Origin of the sequence: Nocardia colli (assembly GCF_008704205.1) — a bacterium.
Taxonomy (GTDB): domain Bacteria; phylum Actinomycetota; class Actinomycetes; order Mycobacteriales; family Mycobacteriaceae; genus Nocardia; species Nocardia colli.
Genome location: NZ_VXLC01000001.1, coordinates 404,640 through 419,158 on the forward strand (window position 1 = coordinate 404,640; position 14,519 = coordinate 419,158).

At 69.1% G+C, this 14,519-nt stretch carries 13 protein-coding genes; 1 reads left to right on the plus strand and 12 read right to left on the minus strand.

Annotation, left to right across the window (positions count from 1 at the left end; all coding sequences use genetic code 11):
• Positions 1-37: 37 nt before the first annotated feature.
• The 9 genes from F3087_RS02040 to F3087_RS02080 all read right to left on the minus strand — a co-directional run bounded on the left by F3087_RS02040 (position 38) and on the right by F3087_RS02080 (position 11,128).
• Positions 38-820, minus strand: a complete 783-nt coding sequence (locus F3087_RS02040; protein ID WP_150400032.1) for an SDR family oxidoreductase — start codon at positions 818-820, stop codon at positions 38-40.
• A gap of 192 nt (positions 821-1,012) precedes the next feature.
• A complete protein-coding gene (locus tag F3087_RS02045) occupies positions 1,013-1,891 on the minus strand; it encodes a phosphotransferase family protein (RefSeq protein WP_191093736.1) in 879 nt (292 codons plus the stop codon).
• 182 nt (positions 1,892-2,073) lie between these two features.
• Positions 2,074-2,697 carry a TetR/AcrR family transcriptional regulator gene (locus F3087_RS02050; RefSeq protein WP_150400034.1) on the minus strand — a complete coding sequence of 208 codons (624 nt, stop codon included), beginning with the start codon at positions 2,695-2,697 and terminating at the stop codon, positions 2,074-2,076.
• 4 nt (positions 2,698-2,701) lie between these two features.
• The gene (locus F3087_RS02055) at positions 2,702-3,484 is read right to left on the minus strand and encodes an enoyl-CoA hydratase family protein (RefSeq protein WP_150400035.1); all 783 of its coding nucleotides are present in this window, start codon (positions 3,482-3,484) and stop codon (positions 2,702-2,704) included.
• Positions 3,485-3,494: 10 nt separating this feature from the next.
• Positions 3,495-4,655 (minus strand): acyl-CoA dehydrogenase family protein, encoded by a 1,161-nt coding sequence (locus F3087_RS02060; RefSeq protein WP_150400036.1) that lies wholly within the window; start codon positions 4,653-4,655, stop codon positions 3,495-3,497.
• Positions 4,652-6,658, minus strand: coding sequence for an acetyl/propionyl/methylcrotonyl-CoA carboxylase subunit alpha (locus F3087_RS02065; RefSeq protein WP_150400037.1), 2,007 nt, complete (start codon positions 6,656-6,658; stop codon positions 4,652-4,654). Before F3087_RS02065 ends, F3087_RS02060 begins: the two co-directional genes overlap by 4 nt.
• Positions 6,659-6,666: 8 nt before the next feature.
• Positions 6,667-8,265, minus strand: a complete 1,599-nt coding sequence (locus F3087_RS02070) for an acyl-CoA carboxylase subunit beta (RefSeq protein WP_150400038.1) — start codon at positions 8,263-8,265, stop codon at positions 6,667-6,669.
• Positions 8,262-9,416: an acyl-CoA dehydrogenase family protein gene (locus F3087_RS02075; RefSeq protein ID WP_150400039.1), complete on the minus strand. Its 1,155-nt coding sequence runs from the start codon at positions 9,414-9,416 to the stop codon at positions 8,262-8,264. Before F3087_RS02075 ends, F3087_RS02070 begins: the two co-directional genes overlap by 4 nt.
• Positions 9,413-11,128 carry an acyclic terpene utilization AtuA family protein gene (locus F3087_RS02080; RefSeq protein ID WP_150400040.1) on the minus strand — a complete coding sequence of 572 codons (1,716 nt, stop codon included), beginning with the start codon at positions 11,126-11,128 and terminating at the stop codon, positions 9,413-9,415. The genes F3087_RS02075 and F3087_RS02080 overlap by 4 nt, the downstream gene beginning before the upstream one ends.
• A gap of 198 nt (positions 11,129-11,326) precedes the next feature.
• On the opposite strand from F3087_RS02080, the gene F3087_RS02085 reads away from it, so the two are divergent.
• Positions 11,327-11,488, plus strand: coding sequence for a hypothetical protein (locus tag F3087_RS02085; RefSeq protein WP_223884772.1), 162 nt, complete (start codon positions 11,327-11,329; stop codon positions 11,486-11,488).
• A gap of 1 nt (position 11,489) precedes the next feature.
• Here the strand turns inward: F3087_RS02085 and F3087_RS02090 are convergent, their stop codons facing one another.
• The 3 genes from F3087_RS02090 to F3087_RS02100 all read right to left on the minus strand — a co-directional run bounded on the left by F3087_RS02090 (position 11,490) and on the right by F3087_RS02100 (position 14,513).
• Positions 11,490-12,413: an adenylate/guanylate cyclase domain-containing protein gene (locus F3087_RS02090; RefSeq protein ID WP_191093737.1), complete on the minus strand. Its 924-nt coding sequence runs from the start codon at positions 12,411-12,413 to the stop codon at positions 11,490-11,492.
• 394 nt (positions 12,414-12,807) lie between these two features.
• The gene (locus F3087_RS02095) at positions 12,808-13,569 is read right to left on the minus strand and encodes an ABC transporter permease (protein ID WP_150400042.1); all 762 of its coding nucleotides are present in this window, start codon (positions 13,567-13,569) and stop codon (positions 12,808-12,810) included.
• Positions 13,569-14,513: an ABC transporter ATP-binding protein gene (locus F3087_RS02100; RefSeq protein WP_150400043.1), complete on the minus strand. Its 945-nt coding sequence runs from the start codon at positions 14,511-14,513 to the stop codon at positions 13,569-13,571. Before F3087_RS02100 ends, F3087_RS02095 begins: the two co-directional genes overlap by 1 nt.
• Positions 14,514-14,519 lie beyond the last annotated feature (6 nt).

The following is a 14,519-nucleotide window of genomic DNA, read 5'->3' on the forward strand; positions in this document are numbered from 1 at the left end:
CGAATACGCAGGCGGTGCGGATCTTTGGCGTGCCGGGCTACTTCGCCGCCGGGTAGGTGGACTCGACCCATTCGGCGAAGCTGGGGCCGGCGAGGGTGGCGTGCGGGCCGGCGAGCAGGGTGCCGTCCTCGAAGGCTTCGCGGTCCGGGTTGGCGGGGTCGCTGGATTCGATGATCCGGACGGGGCTGCCCCGGTGGGCGGCCAGCAGGGTCGCGGCACCGGCCATGGTCTCCGGCCGCGGGCCGGCGATTTCGGGCAACGGACCGTCGGTGGATTCGGGGGCCGGGTTGACGGCGAGGTCGACCAGGGCCTCGGCGACGGTGCGAGCGGCGACCAGCTGGGTGCGCATGTTCGCGACGTAGGCGACATCGCCCTGGGTGCCCCACTGGGTCATCACCTCGACCAGTTCGTGGAACTGGGCGGCGCGCAGGATCTGGACCGGCAGCGGGCCGTCGAGCAGCCGCTGCTCGTGCGCCAGCTTGGCCGCGTTGTAGCCGGCGGTGGCGTTGTCGATGCCGATGATGGAGACCACGACCAGGCGCTCGACGCCGGCCTTCTGGCCCGCCTCGTGCAGGTTGCGGGCGGCGGCGGTGAAGAACTCCGTCGCAATGTCCTGGTCCGCGGAGGGCGTGCTGGAGGCGTCGATCACGACCTGCACGCCGTCCAGGGCCTCGACCAGACCCGCGCCGGTCTCGATGTCCACGCCGTTCTTCCGGGAGAACGCCACCACCTCGTGGCCCTGCTCGGTCAGCACATCGACCACGTGCTTGCCCAGCCGTCCGGTCGCGCCGGCCACTGCGATCTTCTTGGTCGTCGTCATGATTCCTGCTCCTCTGCGTCGGTGCGGTGTTCCGCGTTCACAGAGAGGACGACGCGGCACCGGCGAGTGTGACATCACCACGAATCCGCAGCTGGAACGAGCTGGCGCACTGAGCCGCGCACCAATTGTCCTGCCGCGGGCGAAATCGCCAGCGAAATCGTGCGCGGCGCAACGATGAGTGCGCGGGATGGATCAGCTGAGCGTGGCGAGCAGACGCTCGTGTACGACGTCGCGGATGGTGGGAGTCAGGTCGGGCTTTTCGGTGAGCAGTTCGAGCATGCGCAGGATCTGCAAGGCTTCGACGCGCTGCGGAAGGTCCGGATCGGCCGGGTCGAAGCCCGCGCCCTCCAGGAAGTCGGACCAGGCCGGGGTGGCCGGATCGATGAAGCTGACCGACCAGGCCCACCACGCCGGGTCGAACAGCGGGTCGGCGAGCCGGACGGATTCGAAATCGAGCAGGCCGGTGATGATTTCGCCGTCGGTGAGGATGTTGACCGGGGCGAAATCGCCGTGCGCGAGGACCGTCGGCCGGTCGGCGAAGAGGGTGGGCAGCGACTTCAGGGTCCGGTCCAGGGTGGCGCGGTGCGCGGCGGCGAGGTCCAGCCGGCCGGCCCAGGCGGTGGCGCTCTCCACCAGGCGGGTGGGGCTGGCCCAGAGGTCGTCGAGTTGCAGGCCGGCGGTGGGCAGGCGGCGGAACGCGGCGAGCAGCGTGCCCATCTCGCGGGCGATGATCGGGAATTGCGGGCTGGCCAAGCCGATTTCGGCGCTGGCCGGAATCGGGACGCCGGGCAGGGCGTCGAAGACGATCCAGGCCGGGTCGGCGTCGAGGTCGAAGCGGCGGATGCGCGGAATGGCGATGCCGCGCTTGGCGGCGGGTTCCAGCAGGGTGTGCATCACCCGCAGACGGCGTTCGGCGTCGTCCGGATTGCGGTAGCGCTGCAGGACCATCCGATCGCCGTCGGCGAGGGTGAGCAGGTCGGTGCGGTTCTGGAAGCCCCATTCGGCCGGCGCGCTCCCGGCAATCGGCTGGCCGAGAGTCTGCTCGAGCCCGCCGTACTCCGCATGGTCCATACGGCAGACCCTAAGGCACGTACGGACTGTTGCGCGCCGATCGGCGGTGCTGCCCCGAGTGTGGACGTAGGGGCACACTTCGGGCGCGCTCATCCGCCCCGGTCGGCGGCCTGATCAGGGATATCGAACCGGCACGATCCACTTCCGGTACCGGGAAACTCACCGGTGCACCGCGATGAAAATCACTCGGCGTTGCGTGGCGCGCTCAGCGCGGCGTGCAGGGTGGCCGCCCACTGCTGGACGATCTGCTTGCGGCGCGCCGAGTCGTCGGTGAGCACGTCGGCCAGGCCGAGACCGCGCGCCATGTCCAGGGTGGCCTGCACGAGGTGGTGGGTGACCGGGTCGGCGTCGTCGACGCCGAGCGCCTCCACCGCGCGCCGGTGCGAGATCCGGCCGAACTTGGCTTCCAGCGGGACAATTCGTTCGCGCAGCGCCGGATCGGCGGCCGCGTGCGTCCACACCTGCAGCGCCGCCTTGAACAGCGGGCTGGTGTAGGACTCGACCAGGCCGGCCACCACGGCCTCGGTGCGGCCGACCCCGTCGGCCAAGGCGGCGACCGCGATCGCCTCGTCCTTGGCCTGCTGGGTCCGGCTGTCGAACATGTACTCCAGCGCGGCGGTGATCAGCTCCTCCCTGGTCGGGAAGTGATGCTGCGCCGCGCCCCTGGACACCCCGGCCCGTTCGGCGACGACCGCGACCGTCGCTGCCGCCCAGCCGGTTTCGGCCAGGCAGTCGATGGTCGCCTCCAACAGGCGCTGCCGGGTGGCTCGGCTGCGGTCCTGCTTGGGTTCGTGGGGTGTGGCCATGGGGTTATTCTGCCCAGCTCGCCGGACGACGCTGCAGGAAGGCCGTCATGCCCTCGCGCACCTCGTCGGTGCCGAAGAAGCTCGCCGAGCGGGTCGCGAGTTCTTCGGCCGAGGCGTCGAACTCCGCGAGCATGGCCGCGTTGACCAGCCGCTTGCTCTCGGCCAGCCCCTGCGGGGCGCCCTTGCGCAGCTCGGCGCGCACCCGCGCCACCTCGGCCACCGGGTCGGCGGCGCCGGTGGTGATCAGCCCGATCTGCTCGGCGACGTCGGCGCCGAACTTCTCGCCGGTCAGGAAATACCGGCTCGCCGCGCGCGAGGTGAGCCGCGGCAGCAGGGTCAGCGAAATCATGAACGGGGCCAACCCGATTCGCACCTCGGTGAGGGCGAAGCTGCTGGTCGGCCCGGCCACCGCGAGGTCGCAGGCGGCGACGATGCCCATGCCGCCCGCGCGCACGTTGCCGTCGATCTGCGCGATCACCGGCTTCGGGGTGGCGATGAGCCGGCGCAGGACGCCGATCATCACCCGGGTGCGGTCGTCGGCGGCCACCGCGGGATCGGCATTGCTCGCCTCGGACAGGTCCGCGCCCGCGCAGAAGGTGTTGCCGGTGTGCGCGAGCACGATGCCGCGCACCGCGTCGTCGGCGGCCGCGTCGTCGAGTCCCTGGAGGAGTTCGGCAACGAGCTTGGACGACAACGCGTTCCGGTTGTGCGGCGAGTCGAGCGTGAGCGTCGCGAAGCCGTCCGCCACCTCGTAGCGGACGAACGGACCGGTCACTGTTTCGGTCATCGACAGCCTCTCAGTAGGACTTCGGCAGGCCCAGCGAGTACTGGGCGACGAAGTTCAGCACCATTTCGCGGCTGACCGGCGCGATCCGGCCGATGCGCGCGGCGGCCAGCATCGCGGCCAGGCCGTACTCCTTGGTCAGGCCCGCGCCGCCGTGCGTCTGGATGGCCTGATCGAGCGCCTTGATACTCGCCTCCGCCGCAGCGTATTTCGCCATGTTGGCGGCCTCGGCGGCGCCCATCTCGTCGCCCGTGTCGTAGAGCGTCGCGGCCTTGCGCATCATCAGCTTGGCCAGCTCCAGCTCGATCTTCACCTGGGCCAGCGGATGCGAAATGCCTTGGTGCGCACCGATCGGCGTCTTCCACACGGTGCGTTCCTTGGCGTATTCGACGGCGCGGTCGATGGCGTAGCGGCCGAGGCCGATGGCCATCGCGGCGCCCATCACCCGCTCCGGGTTGAGGCCGGCGAACAGCTGCATCAGCGCCGCGTCCTCCTTGCCGACCAGAGCGGTCGACGGCAGGCGCACGTCGTCCAGGAACAGCGTGAACTGGTGGTCCGGCTCGATGATGTCCATTTCCTGAGGCGTCTTGTGGAAGCCCTCGGCATCGGTCGGCACGATGAACAAGGCGGGCTTGAGCTTGCCGGTCTTGTGGTCCTCGGTGCGCGAGACGATGAGCACCGCTTCGGCCTGATCCACGCCGGAGATGTAGATCTTGCGCCCGTTGAGGATCCAGTCGTCGCCGTCGCGGCGCGCGGTGGTGGTGATCTGGTGGGAGTTGGAGCCCGCGTCCGGCTCGGTGATGCCGAAGACCATCTTGGCCGAGCCGTCGCCGAGCTTGGGCAGCCACTGCTGCTTCTGCTCGTCGGTGCCGTACTTGGTGATGATGGTGCCGCAGATGGCCGGGGAGACGACCATCAGCAGCAGGCCCGCGCCCTGCGCGGAGAGCTCCTCCATGACCAGCGCCAGCTCGTACAGGCCCGCACCGCCGCCGCCGTACTCCTCCGGCAGGTTCACCCCGAGGAAGCCGAGTTTGCCTGCCTCGTCCCACAATTCGGTGAGCGGCTCGTTGGCCCTGGCCTTCGGCAGCACGTAGTCGCGGTAGTTGTACTTCGCCGCCAGCGCGGCGACCGCGGACCGGAGCGCGGTCTGCTCTTCGGTTTCGATGAAACTCATTTGCTCTCCTGGATTTCCGTGCCTTCGGCAGGGTCGACTACGGCGAGGACGGCACCGACTTCGACCTGCTGGCCGACGGTGACATTGACGGCGCTGAGCACACCGGCGGCGGGCGCGGCGATGGTGTGCTCCATCTTCATCGCCTCCAGCCACAGAATGGGCTGGCCCTGTTCGACCCGGCTGCCGACCTCGGCGCCGAGCCGGATCACGCTGCCGGGCATGGGCGCGAGCAGCGAGCCGGTGGCCACCTGGTCGGCCGGATCGCTGAAGCGGGGCAGTTTGCGCACGCTGACCGGGCCGAGCGGCGAGTCGACGCAGACCAGATCGTGGTAGCGGGCGACGGCGAAATGCCTGCGGACCGAGCCGCGTTCGCCGGGGACTGCGAGCACCACGCGGTCGGGGGTCGCTTCGATGAGTTCGAGTCCGTCGTGACCGTCCACCGCGACCACGCCGCGGGTGAAGCGGTAGCCGATGTCGTGCGTCCCGCTGGTGCGGCTCTCGAACAGCTTGTGCGTCGACTGGGACGGCAGGTTGCGCCATCCGCTCGGCAGGCCGCCGCCCACCTGCGCGGCGCCCCGATTGGCGGCCGCGTCGGCCAGTGCGGCGGCCACGATGGACAACGTCTCGTCGGTCTCGGAGACCAAAGGCGCTGCCAGCGTGTCCAATCCGTGGGTGGCGAAGAACGCGGTGTCGGTGTCGCCGGCCAGGAAGGCGGGGTGCCGCAGCACCCGGACCAGCAGGTCGCGGTTGGTCACCAGGCCGTGGATCTTCGCCCGGTGCAGCGCGTTGGCGAGCAATCGCGCTGCCTCGCTCCGGGTTTCGGCGTAGGAGATGACCTTGGCCAGCATCGGGTCGTAGTGCACGCCGACCGCCGAGCCGTCCACCACACCGGTGTCCAGCCGCACCCCCGGCCGATCCAGCAGATCGAATTCGGTGACCACCGACGGGATGTCGAGGCGGTAGACGGTGCCGCTCTGCGGCTGCCAGTCGTGCGCCGGGTCCTCGGCGTAGAGCCGGACCTCGATCGAATGTCCGTACATCCCTGGGGATTCGGCAGGCAGCTTCGCCTCCGCGGCCACCTCGAGTTGCAGGCGAACCAGATCCAGGCCGGTGGTGCACTCGGTGACCGGATGTTCCACCTGGAGGCGGGTATTCATCTCCAGGAAGAAGAACTCGCCGCGCTCGTCGGCCAGGAACTCCACCGTGCCCGCGCCGGTGTAGCCGATCGCGCCGGTGGCGAGCCGGGCCGCCTCGAACAGGCGCTCGCGCATGCCCTCGGTGCGCTCGACCAGTGGCGAGGGAGCTTCCTCGATCACCTTCTGGTGCCTGCGCTGAATGGAGCATTCGCGCTCGCCGACCGCCCAGATGGTGCCGTGCGTATCGGCCATCACCTGAACCTCGATGTGGCGACCGGTTTCCAGGTATCGCTCGCAGAAGACCGTGGGATCGCCGAACGCGGACGCGGCCTCCCGGCGCGCCGCCTCGATCTGCGGCTCGAGTTCGCCCAGCTCGCGCACCACGCGCATGCCGCGGCCGCCACCGCCGGCGGAGGCCTTGATCAGCACGGGCAGGTGCGCCTCGGTGACCTCGGCCGGATCGAGCTCGGCGAGCACGGGGACACCGGCGGCGTCCATCATCTTCTTCGAGGCGACCTTCGAGCCCATCTGCTCGATGGCCGCGACCGGCGGGCCGATCCACACCAGTCCGGCGGCCAGCACCGCCTTGGCGAAATCGGCGTTCTCGGAAAGGAATCCGTAGCCCGGGTGGATCGCGTCCGCGCCGGCGGCCAGCGCGGCCTCGATGATCAGTTCACCGCGCAGGTAGGTCTCACCGGGCGTATTGCCCGGAAGCAGCACTGCCGCATCGGCTTCCGCGACGTGCGGGGCGGCGGCGTCCGCATCGGAGTAGACCGCGACGGTGCCGATACCCATTCGCCGACAGGTGGCGAACACCCGGCGGGCGATCTCGCCGCGATTGGCAACTAGGACATTCGTAATAGTCATCCCCGGCCTCACATTCGGAAGACGCCGAAGCCATCGGCGCCCTTGATCGGGGCATTGTGAATGGCCGACAAGGACATTCCCAACACGGTGCGGGTATCGCGCGGATCGATGACGCCGTCGTCGAACAGGCGACCGGACATGAACATGGCCAGCGACTCGGCCTCGATCTGCGCCTCGATCATGGCGCGCATCCCGGCGTCGGCCTCCTCGTTGAACGGCATGCCCTTGGCCTCGGCCGCCGCGCGACCGACGATCGAGATGACGCCGGCCAGCTGCGCGCCGCCCATGACGGCGGATTTCGCACTGGGCCAGGCGTAGACGAAGCGCGGGTCGAAAGCGCGGCCGCACATGCCGTAGTGCCCGGCGCCGTAGGACGCGCCCATCAGCACCGAGATGTGCGGCACCTTCGAGTTGGACACCGCGTTGATCATCATCGCGCCGTGCTTGATGATGCCGCGCTGCTCGTACTCCTTGCCGACCATGTAGCCGGTGGTGTTGTGCAGGAACAGCAATGGCGTGTTCGACTTGTTCGCCAGCTGGATGAACTGGGTGGCCTTCTGCGATTCCTCGGAGAACAGCACGCCGCGCGCGTTGGCCAGGATGCCGATCGGATACCCGTGCAGCTCGGCCCATCCGGTGACCAGGCTGCCGCCGTAGAGCGGCTTGAACTCGTCGAAGTCGGAGCCGTCGACGATGCGCGCGATCACCTCGCGCGGGTCGAACGGGATCTTCAGGTCGTTCGGGACGATGCCGAGCAGGTCCTCGGGATCGTAGAGCGGCTCGATCACCTCGGCGCGCGGCGCGGGGCCCTGCTTGCGCCAGTTGAGCCGGCGCACGATGGAGCGGCCGATGCGGATCGCGTCCTGCTCGTCGAGCGCGTAGTAGTCGGCCAGGCCGGAGACGCGGGCGTGCATGTCCGCGCCGCCGAGCGATTCGTCGTCGGACTCCTCGCCGGTGGCCATCTTGACCAGCGGCGGGCCGCCGAGGAACACCTTGGAGCGTTCCTTGATCATCACCACGTGATCGGACATGCCCGGGATGTACGCGCCGCCCGCGGTCGAGTTGCCGAAGACCAGCGCGATGGTCGGGATGCCCGCGGCCGAGGCCTGGGTGAGGTCGCGGAACATCCGGCCGCCGGGGACGAAGACTTCCTTCTGCGTCGGCAGATCCGCGCCGCCGGACTCCACCAGGGAGATCACCGGCAGCCGGTTCTCCCGGACGATGTCGTTGATGCGCAACGTCTTCCGCAGCGTCCACGGGTTCGAGGTGCCGCCGCGCACGGTGGGATCCGGCGCGACGATCATGCATTCGACGCCCTCCACGACGCCGATGCCCGCGATAGTGCTTGCGCCGACGTGGAATTCGCTGCCCCAGCCGGCCAGCGGGCACAGCTCCAGGAACGGCGAGTCCTCGTCGATCAGCAGCTCGACCCGCTCCCGCGCGGTCAGCTTGCCGCGCTTGCGATGCCGGGCCAGCTTGTCCGGTCCGCCGCCGGCGATCGCCTTGGCGAACTCGCCCTCGACCTCGGTGAGCTTGGCCGTCATGGCCTCGGCCGACGCGGCGTACTCCGGCGACGCGGTGTCGAGCGTGCTGCGCAGTGTCGTCATGACTGGTACCCCAATCGTTTGGCGGCCAGGCCGGTGAGGATCTCGGTGGTGCCCCCGCCGATGCCGAGGATGCGCATGTCGCGGTACTGGCGCTCGATCTCGGATTCGCGCATGTAGCCGAGCCCGCCGAACAGCTGCACGGCCTGGTTGGCCACCCACTCACCGGCTTCGACGGCGGTGTTCTTGGCGAAGCAGACCTCCGCGATCAGGTCGGTCTCGCCATTCGCGCTGCGCTGCGCCACATCTCGGGTGTAGACGCGGGCGACGTCGATGCGGCGGGCCATCTCGGTGACCGTGTTCTGCACGGCCTGCCTGCTGATCAGCGGGCGGCCGAAGGTTTCCCGGCTGCGCACCCAGTCGAGGGTGAGGTCGAGGCAGCGCTGCGCGCTCGAATACGCCTGCACGGCAAGGCCGACGCGCTCGCTGACGAACGCGCCCGCGATCTGGAAGAAGCCGGAATTCTCCGGGCCGACCAGGTTTTCCGCGGGCACCCGCACGTCGACGTAGGACAGTTCGGCGGTGTCGGAGGCGCGCCAGCCCATCTTGTCCAGCTTGCGGCTGACCGTGAAGCCGGGCGTGCCCTTCTCGACCACGAGCAGCGAGATCCCGCCGGAGCCGGGGCCGCCCGTGCGCACCGCGGTGACCACGTAGTCGGCCCGGCAGGCGGAGGTGATGTAGGTCTTGGCGCCGTTGACGATGTAGTGGTCGCCGTCGCGGCGCGCGGTGGTGGTGAGGTGGCCGACGTCGGAGCCGCCGCCGGGTTCGGTGATGGCCAGCGAGCCGATCTTCTCGCCCGCCAAAGTCGGACGCACCCAACGCTCGATGTGGTCCGGGTTGCCCGAGGCGATCATGTGCGGCACCGCGATGCCGCAGGTGAACAGCGACGCGAACAGGCCGCCGGAGGCGCCCGCCTGATGCAGTTCCTCGCAGACGATCATCGCGTCGATGCCGTCGCCGCCGGAACCGCCTGCGGCTTCGGGGAATTGGATGCCGAGCAGGCCGAGCGCGCCGGCCTTCTTGTGTAGCTCGCGCGGGATCTCCCCGTCGCGCTCCCACTCGTCCATGTAGGGCAGAACATCCCGCTCTGCGAAACCCCTTACGGTGGCGCGCAATTCGCGTCGTTCAGAGGAATTCCAGGGACTCACGGTCATGGCAACAGCTCCAATGGGATGTCGAGATGACGGGACCGCAGCCATTCGCCGAGCCCCTTGGCCTGCGGGTCGAAGCGCGCCTGATAGGCGACGCCCTGACCGAGTAGGCCTTCGATGATGAAGTTCACCGCCCGCAGGTTGGGCAGCACGTGCCTGGTGACCGTCAGCGAGGCGGTCTCGGGCAGTAGTTCTTTGACCCGTTCCACGGTGAGTGTGTGGGCCAGCCAACGCCATTGCTCGTCGGTGCGCACCCAAACGCCGATATTGGCGTTGCCGCCCTTGTCCCCGCTGCGAGCCAACGCGATGGCGCCGAGCGGAGCGCGGCGGGTTTCGCCGGCAGACAACGGTTCCGGCAGCTCGGGCTCGGCGACCTCGGCCAGCGACAGCGTTTCCGTGGCGGGCGCGACGTCGACGCGGGAGCCGTCCGGCAACACCGCGACGTGCGGCACCTCGGTGGCGTCGACATACCCCGGCGAGTACACGCCATAGGGAGAACCGTTGCCGGGCATCGTGGTAAAGCTGCACCCCGGGTAGCTGGCCAGGGCCAGTTCGACGGCCACGCTGGAGAACGCGCGGCCGACCTTGTTCGGGTCCGGGTCGCGCACCACGCAGCGCAGCAGCGCGCTGGCCTGCTCCTCGGTGTCGGCGTCCGGCCGGTCCAGCCGCGCGAGCGTCCAGTCGAGTTCGGCCGGCTTCACCGCCAGCCAGGACTCCAGCTGTCGTTGCGCCAGTGCGGCTTTCGCCTCGATGTCGAGTCCGGTGAGGATGAACTCCATCTCGTTGCGGAAGCCGCCGAGGGTGTTCAGCGACACCTTCAGCCGGTCCGGCGGCGCCTCGCCGACGACGCCGCTGATCAGCACCCGGTCCGGGCCGTCCGCGCTGAGCGCGATCGAGTCCAGGCGCGAGGTGACGTCAGGTCCGGCGTACCTGGTCCCCTGGATCTCGTACATGAGCTGCGCTTCGACGGTGTCGACCGTGACCGTGCCGCCGGTGCCGGCGTGCTTGGTGATGACACTGCTGCCGTCCCTGCGGATTTCGGCGATCGGGAAGCCCGGCCGGCCCAGATCGGGCAGCTCGGTGAAGAACGCGTAGTTGCCGCCGGTGGCCTGGGTGCTGCATTCGATCACATGGCCCGCGACCACCGCGCCGGCCAGCGCGTCGTAATCGGTGCGGCCCCAACCGAAGTGGGCCGCCGCGGGGGCGACGACCACCGACGCGTCGGTGACCCGGCCGGTGACCACGATGTCCGCGCCCGCGTTCAGGCATTCGACGATGCCCCACGCGCCGAGGTAGGCGTTCGCGGTGAGCGGTGCGCCGAGGCCGAGTTCGCTTGCGCGCGCGACCAAGTCGTCGCCCTCGACGTGCGCGATCTTCGCGTCCAGGCCGAGGTCGGCGGCCACCTTGCGCAGGCGCTCGGCCAGCCCGGCCGGGTTCAGACCGCCCGCGTTCGTGACGATCTGCACGTTGCGTTCCAGCGCGAGGCCGAGGCAGTCCTCGATCTGCTTCACGAAGGTCTTGGCGTAGCCGAGGCTCGGATCTTTCATCCGGTCGCGGCCGAGGATCAGCATGGTGAGCTCGGCGAGATAGTCGCCGGTGAGCACGTCGAGCTGCCCGCCCTCGAGCATCTCGCGCATCGCGCTCAGTCGATCACCGTAGAAACCGGAACAGTTGCCGATCCGGAGCACGTCCGGGTTGGCGGCCAGCACACTCATCAGCGGGAATGCCTCCTGTAACGGCGAACCGTCAGGGCACAGCCGCGTGCCGCACCCGTGAAGTCCGCGTTCCGAGGACCAGCATCACACCCGGTTCAGAAAAAAGCAAGCACGCGTGCTTGTTAATCGCGAGTGACTCAGATCACCGCTGGCGGCACCGGTCGAGCCAGGCAAATGCGGCAGAGCAGAATAGCCACAGTGTCCACCGACGTCACTGTGATCATCCTGCTCGCGCTGGCCGGCTTCTTGCTCGGCGGCGTCTATTCGACCTGGAAAACCGCGCGCAAGTTCGCGATCGTGCTGGCGGTGCTGGCCGCGCTCGCCATCGCGGGGGCGGTGTTCTGGTGGGTCGGCGCCTGACTCAGAGCTCGGAGAGCTTGAAGATGCGCAGGTCCTCGGGGACCCCGCTCAGCGGCGCGGCGAAGAAGCTGCGCCGGTAGGGCTTCACCGCGTGGCCCAGTTCGGCGAGGGTTTCGGGCTTCAGCGACTGCAACGTCGCCTCGGACAGCATGGTGTTGCCGTTGCCGCCCGCCTCCATCACCCTGGCCGCGATCGTGACGTCGACGCCGAGCCAGTCGCCGCCGATCTCGCGCGGTGAACCGGTGTGCAGCCCGATCCGCATCTGCGGGCGGTAGTCGCGCACCTTGACCTCGGCCAGGTTGCGCTTGGCGTTGATCGCGGCGCGCACCGCCCGCTCGGCCGACGGGAACACGGCCATCACGCCGTCGCCCATCCGCTTGACCACCTGACCGCCCCGCTCGGCGATCGGCGGCTCGATGGCCTTGGCCACCCGGCGCAGCAGCTCCAGCGTGGCCTCGTCGCCCGCGGAGAGCGACCAGCTGGAGAAGGCCACCAGGTCGGTGAACATCACAGTTACTTCCGCGCTACCTTTGCCGCGGCCGACTCGTTCCAGCATCGCCTGCCAGACCTGGAGTGCGCCGAAGCCGATCTCCCTGGCCGCGCTCGGGGTGTCGCCGACGAGCTTGTCCGCGGCGCGGGCCACCGCGCGCGCACCGCCCGGCCCGGTGACCGAGAGCGGGTCGCCGAACGAGGGATCACCGGGCAGCTGCTCGCGCGCCTTGCGGAGCACGCCGATGAAGTCCGTCCGGTTGTTCGCCGCGTTCATCAACGCGGACAGCTGGCCCTTGCGCAGGCCTGCCCCGGGACGACGGATCGGTCCGTCCCCGTCCGCGGGTACCAGCGGGATCACCACCTCGGGTGGGAGGCCGTTTCGGTCTTCCGGCTCCGACCCGGGCGCAGCACCGCCGGAAGGTGTTTCGCTCACGCCCAGAGGGTATCTCAGCCGACCTGTCGTCGGCGGATCACTGATCATCGCCACCTGCTACCTCCCGACGGACGGAGCGGGCACAACATTGGGGCCGCCGATGGATAACGAGCTGGTTGCTGAGTCGAACTGTACTCGCGGATCCAGCACTGATGAAGCGACCTGTTTCACAGTTTCCTGGATGTTCACATAGCCCATTGACCGGTAATAATGCGGCCGCGCGCAGGCCCCGGAAACGCCCATCGGCCCGGCGCGAAGGGGATCGCACCGGGCCGATGGTGACACCGTCCGCCGGGCAGTGGCGGGGCGGTGACGGGGCGCGCGGACCTCCCGACAAGGTCGGCGCCCCGAACCCGAGTGGCGAGGGAAGGCAACTCGGGTCGTACTGGGGTCGCTACGCGTCGCGCTGGTTGATCATGATCAGCGCGGCACCGTAGACGATCGCGGTGAAGCCGAGGAAGTAGAGCAGGCTGCCCCACGGACCCCAGTGCCAGTTGGCGCCGGACTCCGAGACGGCCAGGAAGTGGCTCGCGTTCTGGAAGGGCAGGAACGGTCCCACGTTGCGGCCGAAGCTGCCGAACGCGCCGAGCAGCGGCTCGATCAGCAAGGACCACAACACGATCAGCGAGATCGCGGCCGCGGACTGGCGGACCAGGACGCCGACACCGATCGCCACGGCGATCATCAGGAACGCGTAGATCGGGATGCCGTAGACCGCACGCCACTGCCCGTCCAGGGTCAGGTTCGCCGCGGGGGCGGACCCGCCGATTGCCTTGGCCACCCCGATGGCGAGGAAGGCGAGGATCGTGGTGAGCACCGCGCTGAAGACACCGACCAGCAGGGTCTTGGTGATCAGCACCTTGCTGCGATTGGGCACCGCCTGGAACGTCGTGCGGATGACGCCGAAGCGGTATTCACTCGTCACGGTCAACGCGGCCATGATCATCAGGACCATCACGCCGAAGCCGACGACGCCCGCGGTCGCGGTGCTCACGTCCAGCGTCGGTGTCCCCTCCGCGGGGTTGTCCCCCGCGGACTTGGTGACCAGGGCGAACAACGCGGCCAGCCCGAGGGCGAGCGCGACCACGATGGCCGAGCACCACCAGGGCGACCTGGTCGAGGTGAGCTTGATTCGTTCTGCTGCCAGCACGCCCATCAGAGCGCACCTCCCATCGCCTGATCGATGCCTTCGCCGTGGTACTGCACGGCGCCGCCGGTCATCCGCATGAACGCCTCTTCCAGCGAAGCACGTTGCGGCGCAAGCTCGAACAGGGTGATCTCGTTCGCGCCGGCCAGCTTGCCGACCGCGTCGCTGGGCACGCCGGCCACCACGAGCGCGGGGCCGTCGGTGCCGGTGCCGTCCTCACGGACGGTCATGCCGTTCGAGGTGAGCACGCTGCGCAACTGGTCGAGCTGCGGGCTGCGCACGCGCACCGACTGTTCGGAGGCGCGCTCGATGAATTCCTGTGTGGTGGTATCGGAGATGAGCTGGCCGCGACCGATCACCACGAGATGTTCGGCGGTCTGCGCCATTTCGGAGAGCAGGTGGCTGGAGACCAGCACGGTGCGCCCCTCGGTCGCCAGTCGCTGCATGAACCGGCGGATCCACAGGATGCCCTCCGGGTCCAGGCCGTTGACCGGCTCGTCGAACAGCAGCACCTGCGGGTCGCCGAGCAGCGCGCCGGCCAGGCCCAGCCGCTGGGACATGCCGAGGGAGAAGCCGCCCGCGGTCTTGCCCGCCACCTCGGACAGGCCGACCAGCCGCAGCACCTCCTCCACCCGGGACTTGGCGATGTCGTTGGAGGCGGCCATCCACTCGAGATGGGCGCGCGCCGAACGATTCGGATGCACCCACTTGGCGTCGAGCAACGCACCGACGGTGCGCAGCGGATGGTCCAATTCGCGGTATGGCTTGCCCTGGATGAGTGCGGTGCCTGCGGTTGGCTTGTCCAGCCCCAGGATCATCCGCATCGTCGTCGACTTACCGGCTCCGTTCGGGCCCAGGAACCCCGTCACCTGTCCGGGTCGAACGGTGAAGGATAGATCCTGAACGGCGACGGTCTGCCCGTAGTGCTTGGTCAGCCCTCTCAGCTCGATCATGGTGAC